This window comes from Brevundimonas sp. EU05-FHT14B11 (assembly GCF_058790835.1).
Genome location: NZ_JBYTCY010000002.1, coordinates 991,295 through 1,009,597 on the forward strand (window position 1 = coordinate 991,295; position 18,303 = coordinate 1,009,597).

General features: G+C 68.4%; 23 protein-coding genes and 1 other RNA gene. 12 read left to right on the plus strand and 12 right to left on the minus strand.

All coding sequences use genetic code 11. The features are described 5' to 3' along the window. Nucleotides 1-67 precede the first annotated feature (67 nt). Nucleotides 68-937 (plus strand): tRNA (adenosine(37)-N6)-dimethylallyltransferase MiaA, encoded by an 870-nt coding sequence (gene miaA / locus AC3WRV_RS12285; RefSeq protein ID WP_492313474.1) that lies wholly within the window; start codon nucleotides 68-70, stop codon nucleotides 935-937. Here miaA and AC3WRV_RS12290 read toward each other — a convergent pair. Next, a complete protein-coding gene (locus AC3WRV_RS12290) occupies nucleotides 903-1,745 on the minus strand; it encodes a hypothetical protein (protein ID WP_492313475.1) in 843 nt (280 codons plus the stop codon). The two genes, miaA and AC3WRV_RS12290, sit on opposite strands and share 35 nt — an antisense overlap. A gap of 79 nt (nucleotides 1,746-1,824) precedes the next feature. Between AC3WRV_RS12290 and ssrA the strand changes: the two genes are divergently transcribed. The 3 genes from ssrA (at nucleotide 1,825) to AC3WRV_RS12305 (ending at nucleotide 3,931) form a co-directional block, all read left to right on the plus strand. Then, nucleotides 1,825-2,186, plus strand: a transfer-messenger RNA (tmRNA) gene (gene ssrA / locus AC3WRV_RS12295). 336 nt (nucleotides 2,187-2,522) lie between these two features. Further along, entirely contained in the window at nucleotides 2,523-3,017 is a 495-nt protein-coding gene (locus tag AC3WRV_RS12300; protein WP_291833572.1) for an SspB family protein, read from the plus strand. Between the two features lie 173 nt (nucleotides 3,018-3,190). Continuing rightward, nucleotides 3,191-3,931 (plus strand): C13 family peptidase, encoded by a 741-nt coding sequence (locus tag AC3WRV_RS12305; protein WP_291837878.1) that lies wholly within the window; start codon nucleotides 3,191-3,193, stop codon nucleotides 3,929-3,931. 195 nt (nucleotides 3,932-4,126) lie between these two features. On the opposite strand, the gene AC3WRV_RS12310 is transcribed toward AC3WRV_RS12305, so the two are convergent. Both AC3WRV_RS12310 and AC3WRV_RS12315 read right to left on the minus strand, forming a co-directional pair. After that, on the minus strand, nucleotides 4,127-4,480 hold the full coding sequence (locus AC3WRV_RS12310; protein ID WP_291837881.1) for a RusA family crossover junction endodeoxyribonuclease: 354 nt from the start codon (nucleotides 4,478-4,480) through the stop codon (nucleotides 4,127-4,129). Then, nucleotides 4,477-5,091, minus strand: coding sequence for a peptidylprolyl isomerase (locus AC3WRV_RS12315; protein WP_492313476.1), 615 nt, complete (start codon nucleotides 5,089-5,091; stop codon nucleotides 4,477-4,479). Before AC3WRV_RS12315 ends, AC3WRV_RS12310 begins: the two co-directional genes overlap by 4 nt. Nucleotides 5,092-5,176: 85 nt before the next feature. Here AC3WRV_RS12315 and fumC point away from each other — a divergent pair, with 85 nt between their 5' ends. Further along, a complete protein-coding gene (fumC, locus tag AC3WRV_RS12320; protein WP_291837872.1) occupies nucleotides 5,177-6,565 on the plus strand; it encodes a class II fumarate hydratase in 1,389 nt (462 codons plus the stop codon). Between the two features lie 28 nt (nucleotides 6,566-6,593). Here fumC and AC3WRV_RS12325 read toward each other — a convergent pair whose 3' ends face one another. The 3 genes from AC3WRV_RS12325 to AC3WRV_RS12335 all read right to left on the minus strand — a co-directional run bounded on the left by AC3WRV_RS12325 (nucleotide 6,594) and on the right by AC3WRV_RS12335 (nucleotide 8,398). Next, the gene (locus AC3WRV_RS12325) at nucleotides 6,594-7,607 is read right to left on the minus strand and encodes a trypsin-like serine peptidase (protein ID WP_492313477.1); all 1,014 of its coding nucleotides are present in this window, start codon (nucleotides 7,605-7,607) and stop codon (nucleotides 6,594-6,596) included. Nucleotides 7,608-7,700: 93 nt separating this feature from the next. After that, the gene (locus tag AC3WRV_RS12330; RefSeq protein WP_492313478.1) at nucleotides 7,701-8,090 is read right to left on the minus strand and encodes a YccF domain-containing protein; all 390 of its coding nucleotides are present in this window, start codon (nucleotides 8,088-8,090) and stop codon (nucleotides 7,701-7,703) included. Between the two features lie 71 nt (nucleotides 8,091-8,161). After that, a complete protein-coding gene (locus AC3WRV_RS12335; protein ID WP_291837863.1) occupies nucleotides 8,162-8,398 on the minus strand; it encodes a DUF2171 domain-containing protein in 237 nt (78 codons plus the stop codon). A gap of 71 nt (nucleotides 8,399-8,469) precedes the next feature. Between AC3WRV_RS12335 and AC3WRV_RS12340 the strand changes: the two genes are divergently transcribed. After that, nucleotides 8,470-8,646 carry a DUF4169 family protein gene (locus AC3WRV_RS12340; RefSeq protein WP_291837860.1) on the plus strand — a complete coding sequence of 59 codons (177 nt, stop codon included), beginning with the start codon at nucleotides 8,470-8,472 and terminating at the stop codon, nucleotides 8,644-8,646. A gap of 1 nt (nucleotide 8,647) precedes the next feature. Continuing rightward, a complete protein-coding gene (locus AC3WRV_RS12345; RefSeq protein WP_492313479.1) occupies nucleotides 8,648-8,824 on the plus strand; it encodes a hypothetical protein in 177 nt (58 codons plus the stop codon). Here AC3WRV_RS12345 and AC3WRV_RS12350 read toward each other — a convergent pair. Both AC3WRV_RS12350 and AC3WRV_RS12355 read right to left on the minus strand, forming a co-directional pair. After that, nucleotides 8,821-9,753, minus strand: coding sequence for a DMT family transporter (locus AC3WRV_RS12350; protein WP_492313480.1), 933 nt, complete (start codon nucleotides 9,751-9,753; stop codon nucleotides 8,821-8,823). The genes AC3WRV_RS12345 and AC3WRV_RS12350 overlap by 4 nt on opposite strands. 89 nt (nucleotides 9,754-9,842) lie before the next feature. Further along, entirely contained in the window at nucleotides 9,843-10,589 is a 747-nt protein-coding gene (locus tag AC3WRV_RS12355; RefSeq protein WP_492313481.1) for a Coq4 family protein, read from the minus strand. A 123-nt stretch (nucleotides 10,590-10,712) separates the two neighbouring features. On the opposite strand from AC3WRV_RS12355, the gene AC3WRV_RS12360 reads away from it, so the two are divergent. From AC3WRV_RS12360 to AC3WRV_RS12370, 3 genes are read left to right on the plus strand one after another with little or no spacing between them, the layout of a single operon-like run. Further along, on the plus strand, nucleotides 10,713-11,135 hold the full coding sequence (locus tag AC3WRV_RS12360) for a YbaY family lipoprotein (protein ID WP_492313482.1): 423 nt from the start codon (nucleotides 10,713-10,715) through the stop codon (nucleotides 11,133-11,135). Nucleotides 11,136-11,153: 18 nt separating this feature from the next. Then, nucleotides 11,154-11,390: a ribbon-helix-helix domain-containing protein gene (locus AC3WRV_RS12365; RefSeq protein WP_291837846.1), complete on the plus strand. Its 237-nt coding sequence runs from the start codon at nucleotides 11,154-11,156 to the stop codon at nucleotides 11,388-11,390. 49 nt (nucleotides 11,391-11,439) lie between these two features. Further along, nucleotides 11,440-12,162, plus strand: coding sequence for an SIMPL domain-containing protein (locus AC3WRV_RS12370; RefSeq protein ID WP_492313483.1), 723 nt, complete (start codon nucleotides 11,440-11,442; stop codon nucleotides 12,160-12,162). Here the strand turns inward: AC3WRV_RS12370 and AC3WRV_RS12375 are convergent, their stop codons facing one another. Further along, nucleotides 12,163-12,486, minus strand: a complete 324-nt coding sequence (locus tag AC3WRV_RS12375; RefSeq protein ID WP_492313484.1) for a hypothetical protein — start codon at nucleotides 12,484-12,486, stop codon at nucleotides 12,163-12,165. It lies immediately after the preceding gene. A gap of 2 nt (nucleotides 12,487-12,488) precedes the next feature. Continuing rightward, entirely contained in the window at nucleotides 12,489-12,689 is a 201-nt protein-coding gene (locus tag AC3WRV_RS12380) for a hypothetical protein (RefSeq protein ID WP_492313485.1), read from the minus strand. Nucleotides 12,690-12,817: 128 nt separating this feature from the next. Between AC3WRV_RS12380 and AC3WRV_RS12385 the strand changes: the two genes are divergently transcribed. Both AC3WRV_RS12385 and AC3WRV_RS12390 read left to right on the plus strand, forming a co-directional pair. Further along, nucleotides 12,818-15,151, plus strand: a complete 2,334-nt coding sequence (locus AC3WRV_RS12385; RefSeq protein ID WP_492313486.1) for an ATP-dependent helicase — start codon at nucleotides 12,818-12,820, stop codon at nucleotides 15,149-15,151. A 10-nt stretch (nucleotides 15,152-15,161) separates the two neighbouring features. After that, entirely contained in the window at nucleotides 15,162-16,472 is a 1,311-nt protein-coding gene (locus AC3WRV_RS12390) for a glycoside hydrolase 5 family protein (protein ID WP_492313487.1), read from the plus strand. Here the strand turns inward: AC3WRV_RS12390 and AC3WRV_RS12395 are convergent. Together AC3WRV_RS12395 and AC3WRV_RS12400 are read right to left on the minus strand one after the other, a co-directional pair. Continuing rightward, nucleotides 16,469-17,023: a DUF2059 domain-containing protein gene (locus AC3WRV_RS12395; RefSeq protein ID WP_492313488.1), complete on the minus strand. Its 555-nt coding sequence runs from the start codon at nucleotides 17,021-17,023 to the stop codon at nucleotides 16,469-16,471. The two genes, AC3WRV_RS12390 and AC3WRV_RS12395, sit on opposite strands and share 4 nt — an antisense overlap. 27 nt (nucleotides 17,024-17,050) lie before the next feature. Beyond that, nucleotides 17,051-18,211, minus strand: a complete 1,161-nt coding sequence (locus AC3WRV_RS12400) for a low temperature requirement protein A (RefSeq protein WP_492313489.1) — start codon at nucleotides 18,209-18,211, stop codon at nucleotides 17,051-17,053. Nucleotides 18,212-18,303 lie beyond the last annotated feature (92 nt).

Sequence of the window (18,303 nt, forward strand, 5' to 3'; positions counted from 1 at the left end):
GGTCCAGCGGGTTGCGGCTGCGGGGCCTGCGTTCTATCGCCGGACGACCCGCCCCGCGAGCCTCGAATTGTCCCACCCCTCCATCACGCTCATCGCCGGCCCCACCGCCTCGGGCAAGTCCCGGCTGGCGCTGGAGACGGCCGCACGGACCGGGGCCGTGATCGTCAACGCCGACAGCCAGCAGCTCTACGCCGACCTGCGGGTGCTGAGCGCCCGTCCGTCGGAGGCCGACGAGGCGCAGGCCGAGCACCGGCTGTACGGCGTGGCCGACGCCGCCGAGGCCTGGTCCGTCGGGCGCTGGAGCCGCGCGGTCCTGCCAGTGCTGGCGGAGCTGGCCCAGGCCGGCCGCCCGGCCCTGCTGGTCGGCGGCACGGGTCTGTATTTCACGGCCCTGACCAAGGGGTTGGCGGATATTCCCAACATCCCGCTGGAGGCGCGCGACGCCGCCGGAGCCGCCTTCGACGCCGAGGGCGAGACGGCCTTCCGCCGCCGGCTAGCCAGCCAGGACCCGCAGGCCGAGGCCCGCATCGAGAGCGGCGACCGCCAGCGCCTGACCCGCGCCATGGCGGTGGCCGAGCACACCGGCCGGGCGCTCAGCGACTGGACCGCCGACACCACGCCCCTGCTGGCGCCCGGATCCTGGACGGGAATGGTGGTCGAGCCGGACCGCGCCGCCCTCTACGCCCACTGCGATCTGCGGGTCGGGCAGATGGTCGAACAGGGGGCGCTGGAGGAGGTGCGGGCGTTGGTCGCGCGCGGCCTGTCGCCGGACCTGCCCGCGATGAAGGCCGTCGGCGTACGCGAGTTCGCCGCCCACCTGGCGGGCGAGACCACCCTGGACCAGGCCATCGACGCCACCCGTCAGGCGACGCGCAACTACGCCAAGCGGCAACTGACCTGGTTCAGGAACCAGACGCCGGGATGGGCGCGGATCTGAGACGCGCCGCCAACAGGCCGACGCCCAGCCAGAAGCCGAGGATCGGGCTCATCCCCACGCCCAGCAGCGGCACGGGGAAGGCGCCCAGGACGGTCGTGGCGGCGGCGGCCAGCATATAGGCCGAAAGCGCCAGGCCCGCGTCGCCGGCGGGTGTTCCCCGCGCGGCCAGAGCGGGCGCCGCGGAAGCCCCGGCGATGAGCGTGACGGCCAGGACGGCGAGGACGGGCGAAACCGCACTGGCCAGGGCGATGATCTCCTCGACCTCGGCGACAGCTTCCAGGGGATCAGGCCGGAACCAGCTCACCAGGGCCAGGCCGGACGCCAGCAGGACCAGGCCGATCCGCCACGGCCGAGGCGCGGGCGCGACGACGGCGAGGACGGCGAGCCCTGCTCCGAAGGCCGTGGCCTGCGAAGCGTCGGGCTGGACGACCAGCACGGCCTGCCCGGCGAAGGCCAGAGCCCAGCTCCACCAGTGTCGGAGCGTCCACGACAGGGCGACCACCACCAGCGGCAGAACGACGAAGGCGACGTTGATGTGCAGCGGCCCGGCGTCCAGCCAGCGGCGCACTCCGTCCTGGGGAATTCCGGCCAGACTGGATCCGAGGATCACGACGCCGACGACGAGCAGGATGGTGGCCGCCCTTTCCCGCGCCAGGGCGGCCAACGCTCCGGCCAGCAGCAGGCCGATGGGCCAGACCGCCACGTTCCGCAGCCATGAACCCGCCGGCACCCCGGACAGGGCGCAGACCCATCCTCCCAGCGCCACCGCCGCGAGCGACAGCAGGCCATAGAGAACGAGCAGACGCATCGGCGAAGGGATCGCGGGCATGTGAGGAATGGATCGCTCGTGGATAGAGTCGGGACCGCCACTTAAGACCGGTCCGACGGCGCTTGGAAGTGGGCCGTCTTGCGCCTATATTCCCCCTGTTCGGTTTCGGCCGGACTATGGCGATAAACGTGCCTGTAATAAGCGGACCGGACCCGGGTGCGATTCCCGGCGGCTCCACCATTCTCTCCCGGTTATCAGCGGGTTAGTGCGGGGCCGACTAGCATCGACGGACGTGTAAAGAGGATTGCTTTCGCTCGTCCTGACCCACCGTATCGGGTCATTTTCTAACTGCGAACGATAACTTCGCTGGGGAATACGCCGTCGCCGCGTAATGCGGTTCCGGTAATTCCGAACTAAGTCCTCAGGGTTCAGATCCTGGGGCGGGGCCCGGAGGGCGCCTGGCAACAGAAGCCCTCCACTTTCCACATCTCGAGGCGCCCTCCTCTTCCCAAGCAAGAATGGGCGGGCGCCTGGCAACAGAAGCCCTCCACTTTCCACATCCCGAGGCGCCCTCCTCTTCCCAAGCAAGAATGGGCGGGAGCCTGGCAACAGAAGCCCTCCACTTTCCACATCCGAGGCGCCCTCCTCTTCCCAAGCAAGAATGGGCGGGAGCCTGGCAACAGAGTCCCGGCGCTTTCCTCATCAAAACCGCCCGCAATCGTCACCTTGTGAACAGGGCCGTCGCTTAACCCAGATTCCGGCTTTCGTCCGTGCTCCGGCGCGGTTAAACCCGGTGCCGAACAGCTGAGGCGCCCGATGGCCGAAGAGACGCCCCCCGTCGACGACATGCACTACGAGCAACTCGCGCAGGACGCCCTGCGCGGCGTGATCCGCTCTGCGCTCGAGCGCGCGGCGGAACCGGACGGCATTCCCGGCGCCCACCACTTCTACATCACCTTCAAGACCCGGGCGCCCGGCGTCAGCGTGCCGCCCGACATCCTCGCCAAATATCCGGACGAGATGACGGTCGTGCTGCAGCACCAGTACTGGGACCTGAAGGTCGAGCCGACGAAATTCTCGGTCATGCTGAAGTTCGGCGGCATGCCCAAGGTGCTGGCCATGCCCTATGTGGCGGTCACCCGCTTCTACGACCCGTCGGTCCAGTTCCTGCTGCAGTTCGAGCCCCCCGCGACGATCGAGGAGATCGCCGCCGAGGTAGCCGCCGCGCAGGTCGACGACACGCCGGTGCCGCCCCTGGGCGGCGACGATGCGCCCAAGGTCGTTTCGCTGGATCAATTCCGCAAGAAGTGACCCCTTCCCCTCTCCGCAGCATGGACTAGAGCGAAATCGGTCGAGTTGAACGCAGTTCAACTCGGCTCAGATTTCGCTCCAGTTTGATGCTGGACCATTTTTTGGATTCAGGTCGTTCCGACCTGAAGCAAAAATGGTCTAACTTGAGCGGACTGGAACAGCGGGGGTTGCGCATGCTTCGGGGTTTGATCGTTCTGCTGGCCGGGCTGCTGACGCTCGCCGGACCGGCGGCCGCGCAGGCGCCCAGCCGCTTTGAGGGGTGGACCTCGGCGATCATCCAGGCCGACTGGCGCGACAGCCGCGGACAGCCGATCCAGGCCTTCGACAACGCCCGGCGCGACCTGATCCGGGGCTTCCTCGACGCCGGCTTCAGCCGCACCGACATGGTCGATTATTCCCTGCGCACCGACAGCCCGGCGACGGTGCTGGCCGGCGTGCGCGCGGCCGCGGCGAAGACCACGCGCGGCTGCCTGATCTATTTCACCTCGCACGGCGCGCCCGACGGCATGGTCTTCGGCGATGCGCCGCGCATGGCGCCGGACCTCATGTCCAACATGGTGCGCAACAGCTGTGGCGCGCGCCCGACCGTGGTGATCATCTCGGCCTGCTATTCCGGCATCTTCGTCAACGCCCTGCAGGCGCCGAACAGGATGGTCCTGACCGCGGCGCGGCGCGACCGGCCCTCGTTCGGCTGCGGTGCTGACGAGCACTATCCGTGGTTCGACGGCTGTGTGCTGGAAAGCCTGCCGACCGCCACCGACTTCCTCTCCCTGGCCGCCACCACCCGCGCCTGCGTCAGCCGCAAGGAGCAGGAGGCGGAGGTCGATCACCCTTCCGAGCCGCAGCTGTTCGTCGGGGCCGACATGCAGATGCGCCTGCCGACGCTGCGCTTTCAGCGCAGCGATTCACGTTAGGCCGCGCTCAGAAGGCTCCGCCTTCTCGACCCGACGCGGCCGGCGGTTCAATCAAAGGGCGCCGTAGCTGTCCCTCCCCTCCTGGGGAGGGAGGACCGCGCAGCGAGACGGGTGGGGAGCCGAGCGCTCGGATACGAACCCCACCCCGTCGCCGCCGACGCGCCGACATCCCTCCCCACAAGGGGGAGGGAGAATTCAGTTTCGCGGAAACACCCGGATCGTGATGCGCTCGCGCTCGCCCTCGTGGCGTTCGACCAGCAGGCGGGCGACCTGGCTGTCGTCGTGGAACAGATAGCCCTTGATGGCGTCCAGCAAGGCCTTGGCCAGGTTGTCCAGGTCCATCCAGGGCGGATCGCCGACGTGCTCCATGACGATCTCGACGACGTAGTCGCCCCAGGACGGACGCGAGGTCCATTCCTTGCGCATGAACTCATAGACCAGCGGCTTGTAGTATTTGGCCTGGGTGGTCAGCCCCTCGACGGTGATCTCGACCACGCCGTCCAGTTCGCGCGCCCGAACCTTGCCGGTCCCGATCCAGCCGGCGGTCATGGTCGGCACTGGGCCGGGACCTCACCCACGATGCGGGCCGAGCGGAGGACGACCGGCGGAGTCAGTTGCTCCTGGCCGTTCGCCGGAGACATCTGGATGCGGCGCGCCACATCCAGCCCCTCGACCAGATGACCGAAGGCGGCGAAGCCCTGGCCGTCCGGATTGCGCCCTCCGCCGAAGTCGAGCACGGGCGTGTCCTGGGTCACGATGAAGAAGCTGGAGGTGGCGGTGTCCGGCCCGTCGCGGGCCATGGAGACGGCGCCGGCGACGTGGCGCAGGCCGGTGTCGCGGGTGCGCTCCAGCGGGATGGGCGGGCGCGAATCGTCGTCCGAACCGCGCGGCGTGGCGGCCTGGATGACATCGATCGGATGGGGATTGGCGTTGGTTTGGCGCACCACGGTGCGGAAGAAGCTTCCCCCGTCGTAATCGCCGTCGGTGACGTAGGCGAGGAAGTTGCAGGTCGACAGCGGCGCCCTGTCGAGGTCGAGCGCGAGCACCATCCGCCCGGCGTCGGTCTCGAGCACGACCCGCGGCTGTTCCGCGGCGGTCGCCGTGGTCGCGCAGGCCGCGAGCGCCAATGCGCCCATGACCGTCGCCGTCCTGATCCGCATCACCGACCTCCTCCGCCTTGTCCGCGCGCGTGCTCGTGCTACACCGCCGCGCATCCTCCCGCCACGCCTGAAGAGCCTCTCCGCCATGACCCACCGCATCGAAACCGACACCTTCGGCCCGATCGAGGTTCAGTCCGACCGGTATTGGGGGGCGCAGGCCGAGCGGTCGCTGGGCAACTTCAAGATCGGCTGGGAGAAGCAGCCGCTGCCGATCGTCCGCGCCCTGGGCATCGTCAAGCGCGCCGCCGCCGAGACCAATATGGCGCTGGGCAAGCTGGACCCTGCCATCGGCAAGGCCATCGTCGACGCCGCCAACGAAGTAATCGAGGGCAAGCTCAACGACCACTTCCCGCTGGTCGTCTGGCAGACGGGCTCGGGCACCCAGTCGAACATGAACGCCAACGAGGTGATCTCGAACCGCGCCATCGAGATGCTGGGCGGCGAGATGGGGTCCAAAAAGCCGGTCCATCCCAACGACCACGTCAATATGAGCCAGTCGTCGAACGACACCTATCCCACGGCGATGCACGTCGCCTGCGCGGAACAGGTGGTGCGCGACCTGCTGCCCGCCCTCAAGCACCTGCACGCCGCGCTGAAGGCCAAGTCGGACGCCTGGCAGGGCATCATCAAGATCGGCCGCACCCACACCCAGGACGCCACCCCGCTGACCCTGGGCCAGGAGTTCGGCGGCTACGCTCAGCAGGTCGCCAACGGCATCGAGCGGATCGAGCAGACCCTGCCCAAGCTGATGGAGCTGGCCCAGGGCGGCACCGCGGTCGGCACCGGCCTGAACGCCCCCGTGGGCTTCGCCGAGAAGGTCGCCGAGCAGATCGCCGGCATCACCGGCCTGCCCTTCGTCACGGCCCCGAACAAGTTCGAAGCCCTGGCCGCCCACGACGCCATGGTCTTCAGCCACGGCGCGATCAACACGGTCGCCGCGTCGCTGTTCAAGATCGCCAACGACATCCGCTTCCTGGGCTCCGGCCCGCGATCGGGCCTGGGCGAACTGGCCCTGCCCGAGAACGAGCCGGGCTCCTCGATCATGCCGGGCAAGGTCAATCCGACCCAGTGCGAAGCCCTGACGCAGGTGTGCGTGCAGGTGTTCGGCAACCAGGCCGCCGTGACCTTCGCCGGCAGCCAAGGGCATTTCGAGCTGAACGTCTTCAACCCAGTGATGGCTTACAACTTCCTGCAGTCGGTGCGCCTGATGGCCGACGCGGCGATCAGCTTCACCGACAACTGCGTCGTCGGGATCGAGCCGCGCGAGGACAACATCAAGCGCGGCCTTGAAAACTCGCTGATGCTGGTCACGGCCCTGAACGGCAAGCTGGGCTATGACATCTGCGCCAAGATCGCCAAGACGGCGCACAAGAACGGCACCACCCTGCGCGAGGAAACGGTCGGCGGCGGCTATCTGACGAACGAGGAGTTCGACCAGTACGTCCGTCCCGAGAAGATGATCTCGCCGGGCTGAAGCGGTCCCGGCGAGGTCACGCTGAAGGCTAGGGGAAGGTCTTGAGCGCGTAGTCGATCATGTTGACGAGATAGGAGCCGCCGGAGGCGCTTTGGCCGATGTCCATCGCCTGGCCCGGCGCCGGCTTGCCACGACGGCCGTTCATGATCGCCGCGACCCGCGGCGCGGCCTCGTTGCCGAACCAGGAAAAGATCGGACCGCCCGAATGCCCGCCTTCGATGTCGAAGGTGTTGATCATGTTGGTGGCCTTGATGACGCTTCCGTTCGGCATGCGGAAATCCTTGGTCCGCAACTCGACGATGGCGGGCAGGCTGTCCGGTCCCTGGTAGGTGGGCCTTCCGTAAAGCAGCTCGGGCGGCGCCTGGTCCGACAATTGCGGATAGCCGATGTGGCTCCACATCGCCTTGCCGTTCCAGTCCTTGTTCCAGCCAGTGAAGCCGAACCAGCCGACCGCGTTGCCGATGGGCTCAGCGAGGATCAGAACGGCCAGATCCAGCGCCCGGGTGCTGACGGAGCCGCCCGTGGCCGCATCCACGATGCCCGGCGGCACGAAGGGCGACGGCAGGTAAGGCACGGCGGTCACGACCTTGACGACCGGCACGTCTCCGAAGGGCGTCACCGGACCCTGATCCGCACGGTAGCCGGCGGCGAACAGGACCGGATGGTTGTGGGCGTCGTAGCGCAGGTCCGGCTTATTGGGATCGGAGCTGACATTCACCCAGTTCACCGCATGCGACACCGTCAGCACATGCCGGGGACCGACGAGGACGCCCGTGGCGAAGTCCGGATCGCCGGGTCTGCGCAGACGACCGACGGCGGCCCACGGGAAACGCCTGTCCAGCAGGAAGCGACGATTGTCGGGACCGACGTTCCCTTCCCAGTTCACGTGTTTGGGCGACCCGCCCAGCGTCGGCGTCTTGCTGACCGGCGCGTTCGGCGGGACATAGCCGGGGCGCAACACCGGCTCGGCCAGGGTCTCGAACTCAGGCGCCCAGACGACGGTGTCGTCATCCCGACTTTGTAGTTCAATGCTGTCAGTCATCATGTCCTCCCTTTGGATGTCCGGACAGCATCCGGATATGGGAGAACGACGTTACTTACGAAACCTGACGTTGTGGCGCGCCGCCAGCCGTGATCAAGGCTTGTCGCGGATCGTCCGACCGACCGGGGCCAGGGCCAGCTTGGCCAGCTCCAGGTCCTTCAGCGCGAACGGGATGCCGATGATGGTGATGAACTCGGCCACCGCGATCAGCAGGTGCGACAGGGCGATGTACCAGCCCGCCACAAGGAACCAGATCACGTTCAGCACGACCCCGAGGCCGCCGGCGACGGGGTTCACGTTCTCTTGCCAGACCACTTCACGGCCGAACGGCCAGAAGCTGTAGCTGGCCATCCGCCACGCCGCGAAGGTCCACGGCAGGCCGACGATGGTCAGGGCCAGGACGGCGCCGCCGAACAGCCAGAGCAGGCCGGACAGCCAGCCGCCGAAGATGAACCAGAGGATGTTGAGGAGCAGACGGATCATGCCCCCAACATAAGCCAACGGCCCGCCGGTAACAGCGGGCCGCAGGTGAATTCGGGGTAACCTGGGAAAGGCTAGTGGGGCTTCTCGGTCCAGCGGGACTTGGCCTCGTCCTTCGTCACATTCAGGTGGACGTGCTCATCGACATGGTCGACCCAGCTGACCGGAATCATGTGGTGTTTGAAGCCGCCGGCGAGATCCAGCTTGGCCAGTTCGATCTGGTCGCCGACGACGTGATCGACGCGGCCGACGTGTTCGCCGTCGGAACCGACGACTTCGAGGTGTTCGCGGATTTGCGATGCATCTACCATGAGTTCTCTCCTCAGACGGTTGGGTCTGGGAAACCGCCCGATACGCATCGGGTTGCATCACGGAGGTCGTCATGGGCGAGGTCGTGAACCTGAACCGGGTCCGCAAGGACCGGGCGAAGGCCGAGGCGAAAACCGCCGCCGCCGCCAATCGCGCCGCCCACGGGCGCTCGAAGGCGGACAAGACCAAGGCGCAAAAGGAACGGACGCGCGCCGAACGGCTTCTGGATGGATCCAAGCTGGAGGACTGAGATGGGCGGCTACGCCCCGCACACCCGCGCCGGCCTGATCGCCCTGATCGCCATGCGCCGGATCACGGCTGAGAAGATCCGGCGCGAAAAGCTGGCGAAGGCCAAAGATCCCGCCGAGGCCGCCCCTCTGGTCGAGGCCGACCGGCGACAGAAGAAGGCGGGCTGGTTCCGCCGCTAGACCTTCTTCGGCGCGCGGATCAGCAGCGCCTGACCCGACAGCACCAGCAGCAGGCCGGCCAGGGCGGTCCAGCCGAAGCGGGCGCCCTCGAAGGTGACCGACACCAGCATGGCGATGGGCGGGGTCAGGGCCGAGATGTAGCTGGCCATGGCGTAGCCGAGGGTGCGGGCGATGGTGAAATACAGGCCGAAGGCGATCACCGATCCGAACAGCGACAGATACAGCAGCGAGCCGATGTAGGTCGGGTTGAGATCGATGGTGAACTTCACCCCGGTCGCCAGGCCGAAGAGCACCAGCAGGCCGGTGCCGTAGGCCATGGCCCAGGCGGTCGAGGGAATGGCCGCCGAACCATGCTGCTGCCCCTTCCAGGCGAAGAAATTACCGAAGGCCGAGGCCGTGGTGGCGACCAGGGCCAGGCCCACGCCCACCGCCGCCCGACGGTCGAAGCCGGCGCCCAGCACCTCTCCACCCGACAGCACCGCCACCCCGATCAGGCCGAGGATCGCCCCGCCCCACGAGGCGGCCGCCGCCTTCTGACGGGCGATCAGGCGGAACAGCACCAGGTTGATGAAGGTCAGGGAAGCGAAGGTCACCGCCACGATGGCCGAGGCGACGTGGGTCTCGGACGCGTAGGTGAAGCTGTAGCTGACCGAGAAGGCGAACGCCCCCTGCCCCAGCGCGGCCAGATGCTGGGCGCGGGTCAGCTTCAGGTTCTGGCGGAAGATCAGGCAGCCGACGAACAGCACCGCCGAGGCCAGGCCGAAGCGCCACACGATCGAGGCCAGCAGCGCCGTCGAGCCCATCTGCAGGGTGATGGCGTACCAGGTCGTGCCCCAGATCATCGCGCAGATGATGACCCCGCCGATCCCCAGCAGGGTGGTCCGGGACAGGCGCGGACGCGAGACGGGGGCTTCGGTCGGAGCGGTCATGGCTTGCAGATGAACCGCGCCGGGGTCCGGGCACAAGCCGGGTTATCGGTGGCCCGACATAAGGCGTGCTTGTCCGTGCGGACGCGGGCTCAGGCGCGCAGCTTCAGCGCCTGCCGCGCCTCGACCGGGACGGCGTGATAGGCGCTGGCCGGACGGATGCCCAGATGGGCCCGAGCCTCGTCCAGCGGGCGGGCGAACAGGACCTCATAGTCCAGCCCCGGCAGCCAGCGCGCGGCGCGGCCGTTGCGGTAGGCCTGCCAGACCGCGCGGCGGGCCGGGATGAAGCGGTTCTCGCGCTGGATCTCGCGCGCCGCGCCCCAGCCGATGAAGGCGAAGCCGAGGTTGTGGGTCTGGGCGTAGGAGAAGGCCACCACGCAGGCCTCGCCCAGCGCGTCGGTCTCATAGCCCGTCAGCACGTGCCAGATGTCATGCACGTCGCGCAGGCGGCGCGAATACCAGATGACCGGATGCTCGGCGTCGGCCAGGGGGGCGACCTTGCGCGCTTCGTCGGCCAGCCCTTCGGCCGTGAAGCCCCGCGCCTCGCGGAACTCGCGGTAGGCGGCGCCGACCGTGCCGGGACCGAAGCGGACCAGCCATTCGGGGTCGTCCAGCCGGTGCGCCAGCTCCTCGCGCAGGAAGGCCTGGCGACCGCCCTCCATGGTCTTGAGCATGCGGTTGTAGCCATGGCCGATCGAACCGCCCGAAAGGGCGCGCATGATCTCGAACACCTGGGCGGTGTCCTCCTTGTTGCGGATCAGACGACGGAAGGCCCGCAAGGCCGTCAGCGGCTCCAGCCGTTGCGGCTTGAATTCATCGAAGTCGGCGGCGGCGGTCATGGCGCGTTCCGGTGGAGGACAGCGGCACCATACCGCGATCCGGTCCCCGGGTGAACGACGTTACGGTCGCAGCCCGAACGCTCCACATGTGTTAGGTTGTCTGAACCTGACGGAGGACCCTTCATGCAACGCGCCATCCTGATGACCCTTCTGCCGCTGGCCCTGGCGGCCTGTGCGCCCTCGGCGGCGCCGGATCCGCAGATCGGACACGGCATGACCACCGTGAACGTCACCGCCACCTATCGCGAGCGCATCCTGCTGCCGCCGGGCCATGTGTTTAAGGTGCGCGTCGAGGACGTCAGCCTGGCGGACGCCCCCGCCCGGGTGCTGGCCGAACATAGCGAGACCCTGGACGGACGGGGACCGCCGTACCGGGCGACGCTCGGCCTCCCCTCCAGCCAGATCGATCCACGGCACACCTACGCCGTCCGGGCCGAGATCCGTGATCCCTCGGGCGCCCTGCGGTTCACCACCGACACGCGTCACGCGGTGCTGACCAACGGCGCGCCCGCCAGCGCCGATATCGTGCTGGTCGGCGTGCGCTGAGCGTCCTACTGAGACCGGATGCTGAAGAAGCGCTCCGTCTCCCTGTCCGGCCACGCCACCTCGGTGGCGCTGGAGGCTGAATTCTGGACCGTGCTGGACGGCGTCGGCGCGGCGTTGGGGCTGTCGCATGCGGGCCTGATGAAGCGGATCGACGAGACCCGCGGGCGCACGCCTCTGGCCTCCGCCTGCCGCCTTCTGGCCCTGGCCTGGGCGGGGGGCGACCGATCTTTCGCGGGTCAGGTTTCGACCGATTGACAACCACCGTGGCGAGCGCATCGTCGGCGCTTCTTCAGGGAGCCCCGCCGTGGCCGTTCAGTTCGACAAAAACCTGCTGCCGCCCGCCATCTTCGGGGGTCTGATCGCCATGGGACTGATCGGCGCGGGAGCCTTCATCGGCTCAGGCGTGGTCAACGCCCAGGTCGGCAATCGGCAGGTGACCGTGCGCGGCGTGGCCGAGCGGAACGTGGTCGCCGACCTCGCCGTCCTGACCCTCAGCTTCAAGTCCGCCAACGACGACCTGCCGACCGCCCAGGCCCAGATCGACCGTGACCTGGCCGTGGTGCGCACCTTCCTGCGCACGCAGGGCTATCCCGACGCGGCGGTGTCTATCGGCCGAATGCAGGTCACCGACACCAAGGCGCGCGAATACGGATCGTCCGAGAACCTGGTCCGCTACATCGTCTCCCAGAGCGTGACGGTGCGAACCAATGACGTGCAGCGGGTGGCGACCACCGAGCGGGCGCTCAACGACCTGGTGCGCCAAGGCGTGCAGCTGGACTTCGCCGCGCCGAACTACGTCTTCACCAAGCTGAACGACGTGCGGCCCTCGATGATCGCCGAAGCCACCGCCTCGGCCCGGTCGGGCGCCGAGCAGTTCGCCAAGGATTCCGGCGCGCCGCTGGGGCCGATCCGTCAGGCCACCCAGGGCTCGTTCGAAATCCTGGCCCGCGAGGACATCGACAATGAATCGACCTCGCTGGACAAGCGGGTGCGCGTCGTCGCGACGGTGACCTACCAGCTGCGCTGATCAGCCGACCGGCGCGGGCGCGGGTTGCGGATTTGGGACGGACGGCGGTTCGACCGGCGGCGGGGCCGGCAGGTCCGGCAGCCTCGGCGCGTCAGGCAGCGTCGGACGCGGCACATCAACGTTGATCTCGACATCGGTTCCGTTGGGCGTCTCGACGCCGCCGCCCCGCGTCAGCAGGACGACCCCGATGATGATCACCACCACGACCAAGCCGCCGACCAGGAAGCCGATGAAGCCGGCTCCCCCGCTGCGCGGCGCGGGAGTGTTGACGGTCGTGTGATGCACGACCGGCCGCTCGGGCGGCGGAACATTGGGATCGGTCATGGTCAGTTCCCGGTCGAGGGCGCCGCCGGAGCCGAAACCTCGGGCACGTTGATGTCGACATCGACCTTCTTCGTCTCACCGCCGGGCAGACCGCCGCGGGTGAAAAGGAAGATGGCGATGACGGCGACCACGACGACCAGGCCGCCGACGATGAAGGCGAGGCCCGAATTGCCGCCGCCGCTGCTGTTGGTGTTCTCGGCCATGCGATGACCCTCCTGTTGTTGACCCTGTCCCGGGGCAAGGAACGGAGGCGTGGCCGTTACGGTTCCGGACGCTTCTGATCGCGACGGCTGACAAGCGTCTCCGGTCTCCTTATGTTCTCCCGGTTCCCATGACCGATTCCGCTCCCCCCCGTATTTCCGACCTCGCCCGCGCGCACGGCCCCGGCGGCCTCGCGGCCTCGGCCGCGCCCGATTATCTGAAGGGGCTGAACCCCGAGCAGCGCGACGCGGTCGAGACCACCGAGGGACCGGTGCTGGTCCTGGCCGGCGCGGGCACGGGCAAGACGCGGGTGCTGACCACCCGGCTGGCGCACATCCTGGCCACGGGCAGGGCCAGGCCGTGGGAACTGCTGGTCGTCACCTTCACCAACAAGGCCGCGCGCGAGATGCGCGAACGGATCACCCACCTGATCGGCCCCTCGGCCGAGGGCCTGCGCTGGCTGGGCACCTTCCACTCGGTCGCCGCCCAGATCCTGCGCCGGCACGCGGAGCTGGTCGGGCTGAAGTCCAGCTTCACCATCCTGGACACCGACGATCAGGAACGGGTCTGCAAACAGCTGCTTGAGGCGGCCAACCTCGACACCAAGCGCTGGACGCCCAAGTCGCTGAACAACCTGATCGACCACTGGAAGAACCGCGGCTGGACGCCCGACAAGCTGCCGCCCAGCGAGGACTTCGCCAACGGCAAGGGCCATGCGCTGTACGCCGCCTATCAGGCCCGGCTGGTCAGCCTGAACGCCTGCGACTTCGGCGACCTGCTGCTTCACAACCTCACGATCCTGTCGAAACACGCGGATATCGCTGAGGAATACCGCCGCCGCTTCCGCTACATCCTGGTCGACGAATATCAGGACACCAACGTGGCCCAGTACCTCTGGCTGCGCCTGCTGACCTCCTCGACCGGCAACGTCTGCTGCGTCGGGGACGACGACCAGTCGATCTACGGCTGGCGCGGGGCCGAGGTGGACAACATCCTGCGCTTCGAGCGGGACTTCCCGGGCGCCAAGGTGATCCGGCTGGAGCGCAACTACCGCTCGACCCACCACATCCTGGGCGCGGCCTCGGGCCTGATCGCCGCCAACCGCAGCCGGCTCGGCAAGACGCTGTGGACCGAGGACAAGACCGGTGACAAGGTCCGGGTGCGCGGCGTCTGGGACGGCGAAGCCGAGGCCCGGCTGATCGCCGACGAGATCGAGACCGCCCGCAAACAGGGCATGGCCTACAAGGACATGGCGGTGCTGGTGCGCGCCTCGTTCCAGATGCGGGCGTTCGAAGAGCGCTTCGTCATGCTGGCCGTGCCCTACACCGTCATTGGCGGGCCGCGCTTCTTCGAACGGGCCGAGATCCGCGACGCCCACGCCTACCTGCGCCTGATCCTGTCCGAGGATGACGACCTGGCCTTCGAGCGGATCGTCAATGTGCCCAAGCGAGGGCTGGGCGACACCAGCGTGCAGAAGGTGCTGCAGATCGCCCGCGAAAATGGCGTCCCGGCCCTGACGGCGGTGCGCGCCCTGATCGGTTCCGACGAGCTTCAGGCGCGCACGCGCACGGCCTTCTCCAACTTCATCCGCGACATCGACTGCTGGCGGGCCCTGGCCCAGACCACCAGCCACTGGGAGCTGACCGAGGCCGTTCTGGAAGAGAGCGGCTACACCGACATGCAGAAGGCCGACCGGGCGACCGGCCAGACCCGGCTCGACAACCTGAAAGAGCTGACGCAGTCGATGCAGCAGTTCGACGGCCTGACCGCCTATCTGGAACACGTCTCCCTGGTCATGGACCTGGACCGGGGTGAGAGCGCGGATTCGGTGCAGATCATGACCCTGCACGGGGCCAAGGGGCTGGAGTTCCCGCTGGTCTTCCTGCCGGGCTGGGAGGAAGGCGTCTTCCCCAGCCAGCGCAGTATCGACGAGAAGGGCGAGAAGGGCCTCGAGGAGGAACGCCGCCTGGCCTATGTCGGCGTCACCCGGGCCAAGTCGGACGCCCGCATTTCGTTCGCCGCCAACCGGCTGGTCTACGGCCGCTGGACCTCGCAGCTGCCCAGCCGCTTCGTCGACGAACTGCCCCTCGACCACGTCGATCCACAGTCGGACACCGGCTACTACGGCGCCTCTGGCGGGATGAAGGAGGCCAAGTCCCGCTGGGACGAGATGCCCACCTTCGGCAGCGGCTATTCCTCCCCCGGCTGGAAACGGGCCCAGTCGTTCACGGCCGCGCGCGCGCCGGCGGCCAAGCCCGCCCGCCACACCCTGATTGAGGGCGACGGCCGCCTGATCGCCACCGCCGACCCCAAGGCCGGCTCCGGCTGGAGCAAGGGCGACCGCGTCTTCCATCAGAAGTTCGGCTACGGCGCCGTCACCGGAATTGAGGGCAACAAGCTGCTCGTGGCCTTCGAGAAGGCCGGCGAGAAGAAGGTGATCGACACGTTCGTGGAGAAGGCCTGAGTCCCCGCGCATGATCACCCGTCGCACGGTCCTCGCCGCCTCGATCGCCACCGCCGCGGCGCCGGCCCTGCCCGCCTTGGGGCAGACGTCGGCCGCCGGCTTCGTGCGGCGCGACGGGCCCCGGCTGATGCTGGACGGGAAGCCCTATCGCTTCGTCGGGGCGAACCTGTGGTACGCCGCCTGGATCGGACATGAGGACCGGCTGGCGCGGGAGCTGGATGCCCTGGCGTCGGACGGGGTGAGCAACCTGCGCATCACCGCCTCGGCCGAGTTGTCGCCGCTGAAGAACTCGGTGCGCCCCGCCTTCCATGACCCGGACGGCCGGTATGACGAGACGCTGCTGACGGGCCTGGATCACGCCCTGGCGGCGATCGGCGCGCGCGGCATGAAGGCGGTGCTGTACCTGACCAATTTCTGGGAATGGTCGGGCGGGATGGCCGCCTATCTGCAGTGGACCAACGGCGGCCATTACATCGACGCCAACGACCCGGCGCATCCGTGGCCCGAATTCCCGGACTTCGTCTCCGGCTTCTATCGCAGCCCGGAGGCCGTCGCCCGCTATCACGCCCACGTCCGCCGCATCGTCGGGCGGGTGAACACGGTGACCGGCACGCCCTATGCCGAGGACCCGGCCGTCATGGCCTGGCAGCTGGCCAATGAGCCGCGTCCGGGCGGATCCGGGGCCGTGGTCGACGGCGCTCTGCCCGACTTCCACGGCTGGATCGCCTCGACCGCCCGCCTGATCAAGACGCTGGCGCCGAACCATCTGGTCTCCACCGGAAGCGAAGGGCTGATGGGCTCGATGGAGCGGCCCGCACTCGTGCTGTCGTCACAGGCGGACGACGCCGTCGACTACCACACCGCCCACGTCTGGCCCGCCAACTGGAACTGGCTGGACCGCGCCGATATGGCCGGCACCCACGACCGCGCCCTGTCGCTGGCCTCGGACTACGTCGCCAGACACATCGCGCTGGCGCAGCAGGCCCGCAAGCCGCTGGTGGTCGAGGAGTTCGGCTATCCGCGCAACGGCGACGTCTATGGCCTGGATGTCTCGACCGGCATGCGGGACGACCTCTACGCCCTGATTCAGGACGCGGTGATCGCCAGCGCGCGAGAGGGAGGCCCCCTGGTCGGCTCCAACTTCTGGGCGTGGAACGGCGAAGGCCGGGCCCGGCATGCCGACTTCCGCTTCCGGAGCGGAGACACGGCCTTCCTGGGCGATCCGCCGCACGAACCGCAGGGCTGGTACGGCGTGTTCGACGATGACCGTTCGACCCGCGCGGTCATCCGCTCGCGGGCGGCGGCGCTGGCGGCGGTCTAGGGCTTCGCCCGTGCGCCGGCGGAGGGAGCGACGACGACCGGCGGGGCCGCCGGGCACTCGATCCGCGCGCACAGCTGACGCCGCATCTCTTCCTGCATGATCGGCTGGAAGCGCTGGATCATCTCGCCCGACTGCCGGGACAGAACGACCGTCTTGGCCATCAACGAGCGACCGACCGGGCTTTCGTAGAAGGCGACCAGCTGTTCGAGTTCCTCCAGCGTGAACGCCTGTGCATAGATCTCGATGTTCGCCTCGACCATCTGCGGCAAGACGTTCCCAAACGCCTCCAGCGCCGCTTCGCGCAGGACCGGAATCTTGTCCTCCGGGATCCGGCCGTTCTCCATCATCGACGCCATCATGGATTCCATCATGACGTTCATCAGCTTGTCGAACTGGATGGCGTCGAAATACCGCCGGACCAGCGCGGCCTTGGCCTGCTGTTCGGCGCCCTGGGCCGCGGCCGGAACCTGCGGGGCGGTCTGGGCGGCGACGGGCGCCGCCGCGCCGAGGACGGCGATCGCCGCGAGGCAGGCGAGAGCGGATTTCGACATCATGGTTCCCCTGTTGACCCTGCCTTCCTAGCCGGGCCGCTTGTGTGAGGGAACCAGCGTCTCCCACGCCCCGACCGCCATCAGAACCACTGTCGAGGCGGCGGTCAGCAGCAGCGGCGTCAGCAGGGGCGCGGCCGCCGCCAGCGCGCCCAGCGCCGCGAGCCCGACCAGGCGCGAGCGCGGCCAGTGGCCCCAGACGGCGAAGATGGCCACGGCCGTGCCCGCCAGGAACAGGGCCGGCCCGCCCACCAGCACCCAGATCGCCGCGGCTTCCATGTGCCCGGACGGATGCATCAGCACCATCTCGTCGCCGACGGCGGTGACGACGATGCCCGCCACCACCGGAAGGGGGGCGTAGGTATAGGCGGCGCGGGCGATGGCGCCGGCGTTCTCGGCGCGCGCGATCACCTCCGACGCCGCGTCGTGCTTGGCGCTGAAGAACAGCCACCACATGGCGATCGTGCCGAGGAAGGCGCTGACGAAGGCCAGCACCGTCGTCGCGGTCCACGGCAGCTCGGCGAAGGTCGCGCCGGTGATGATGATCGACTCGCCCAGGCAGATGATGACGAACAGGCCCACCCGCTCGGCCAGGTGGGCGCCCTCGACGTTCCATTCGGTGGCCCGGCTGTGACCCAGCCCTGGGCACCAGAAGGCGGTCATCGGCCCGAGGAATTCCAGTGACAGGGCCAGCAACCAGAGCAGCAGCCGGGTCTGGCCGTCCGCCAGGCCGCCCGATATCCAGATCGCCCCGCCGACCGAAGCCCAGATCACGATGCGCTGGAAATTGGCCCGCTGGACGGGGTCGCCGCGCACCGCCCACAGGGTGAACAGGCCCCGACCGATCTGCAGCGAGGCGAAGGCGATCGCGAAGACCAGCCCCTTCTCGCCGAAGGCCTCGGGCAGGGAGGTGGACAGCACCAGCCCCGCCCCCATCAGGCCGAACAGCATGACCCGCACCAGAGGGCGCTCGGGATCCAGCCAGTTGGTGATCCAGCTGGTGTCGATCCACACCCACCAGACCGCGCCCAGCATGATCGCCGCCTGCAGGGCGCCCAGCCATGTCAGGTGAGCCAGCAGGGTATGGCTGATCTGGGTGATGGCGAAGACGAAGACGAGGTCGAAGAACAGTTCGACGAAGCCGACGCGCGCATGATGTCCATCACGGCGCCTGAGCAGCCCACCCGTCATTTCCCAACCCTTCCTTAAGCCTGAACGCCGACCCTGCATCGGTGCGCGAGTCCCGTCCAGAAACACTCTCGACCGATCCGGAACCCACCTGG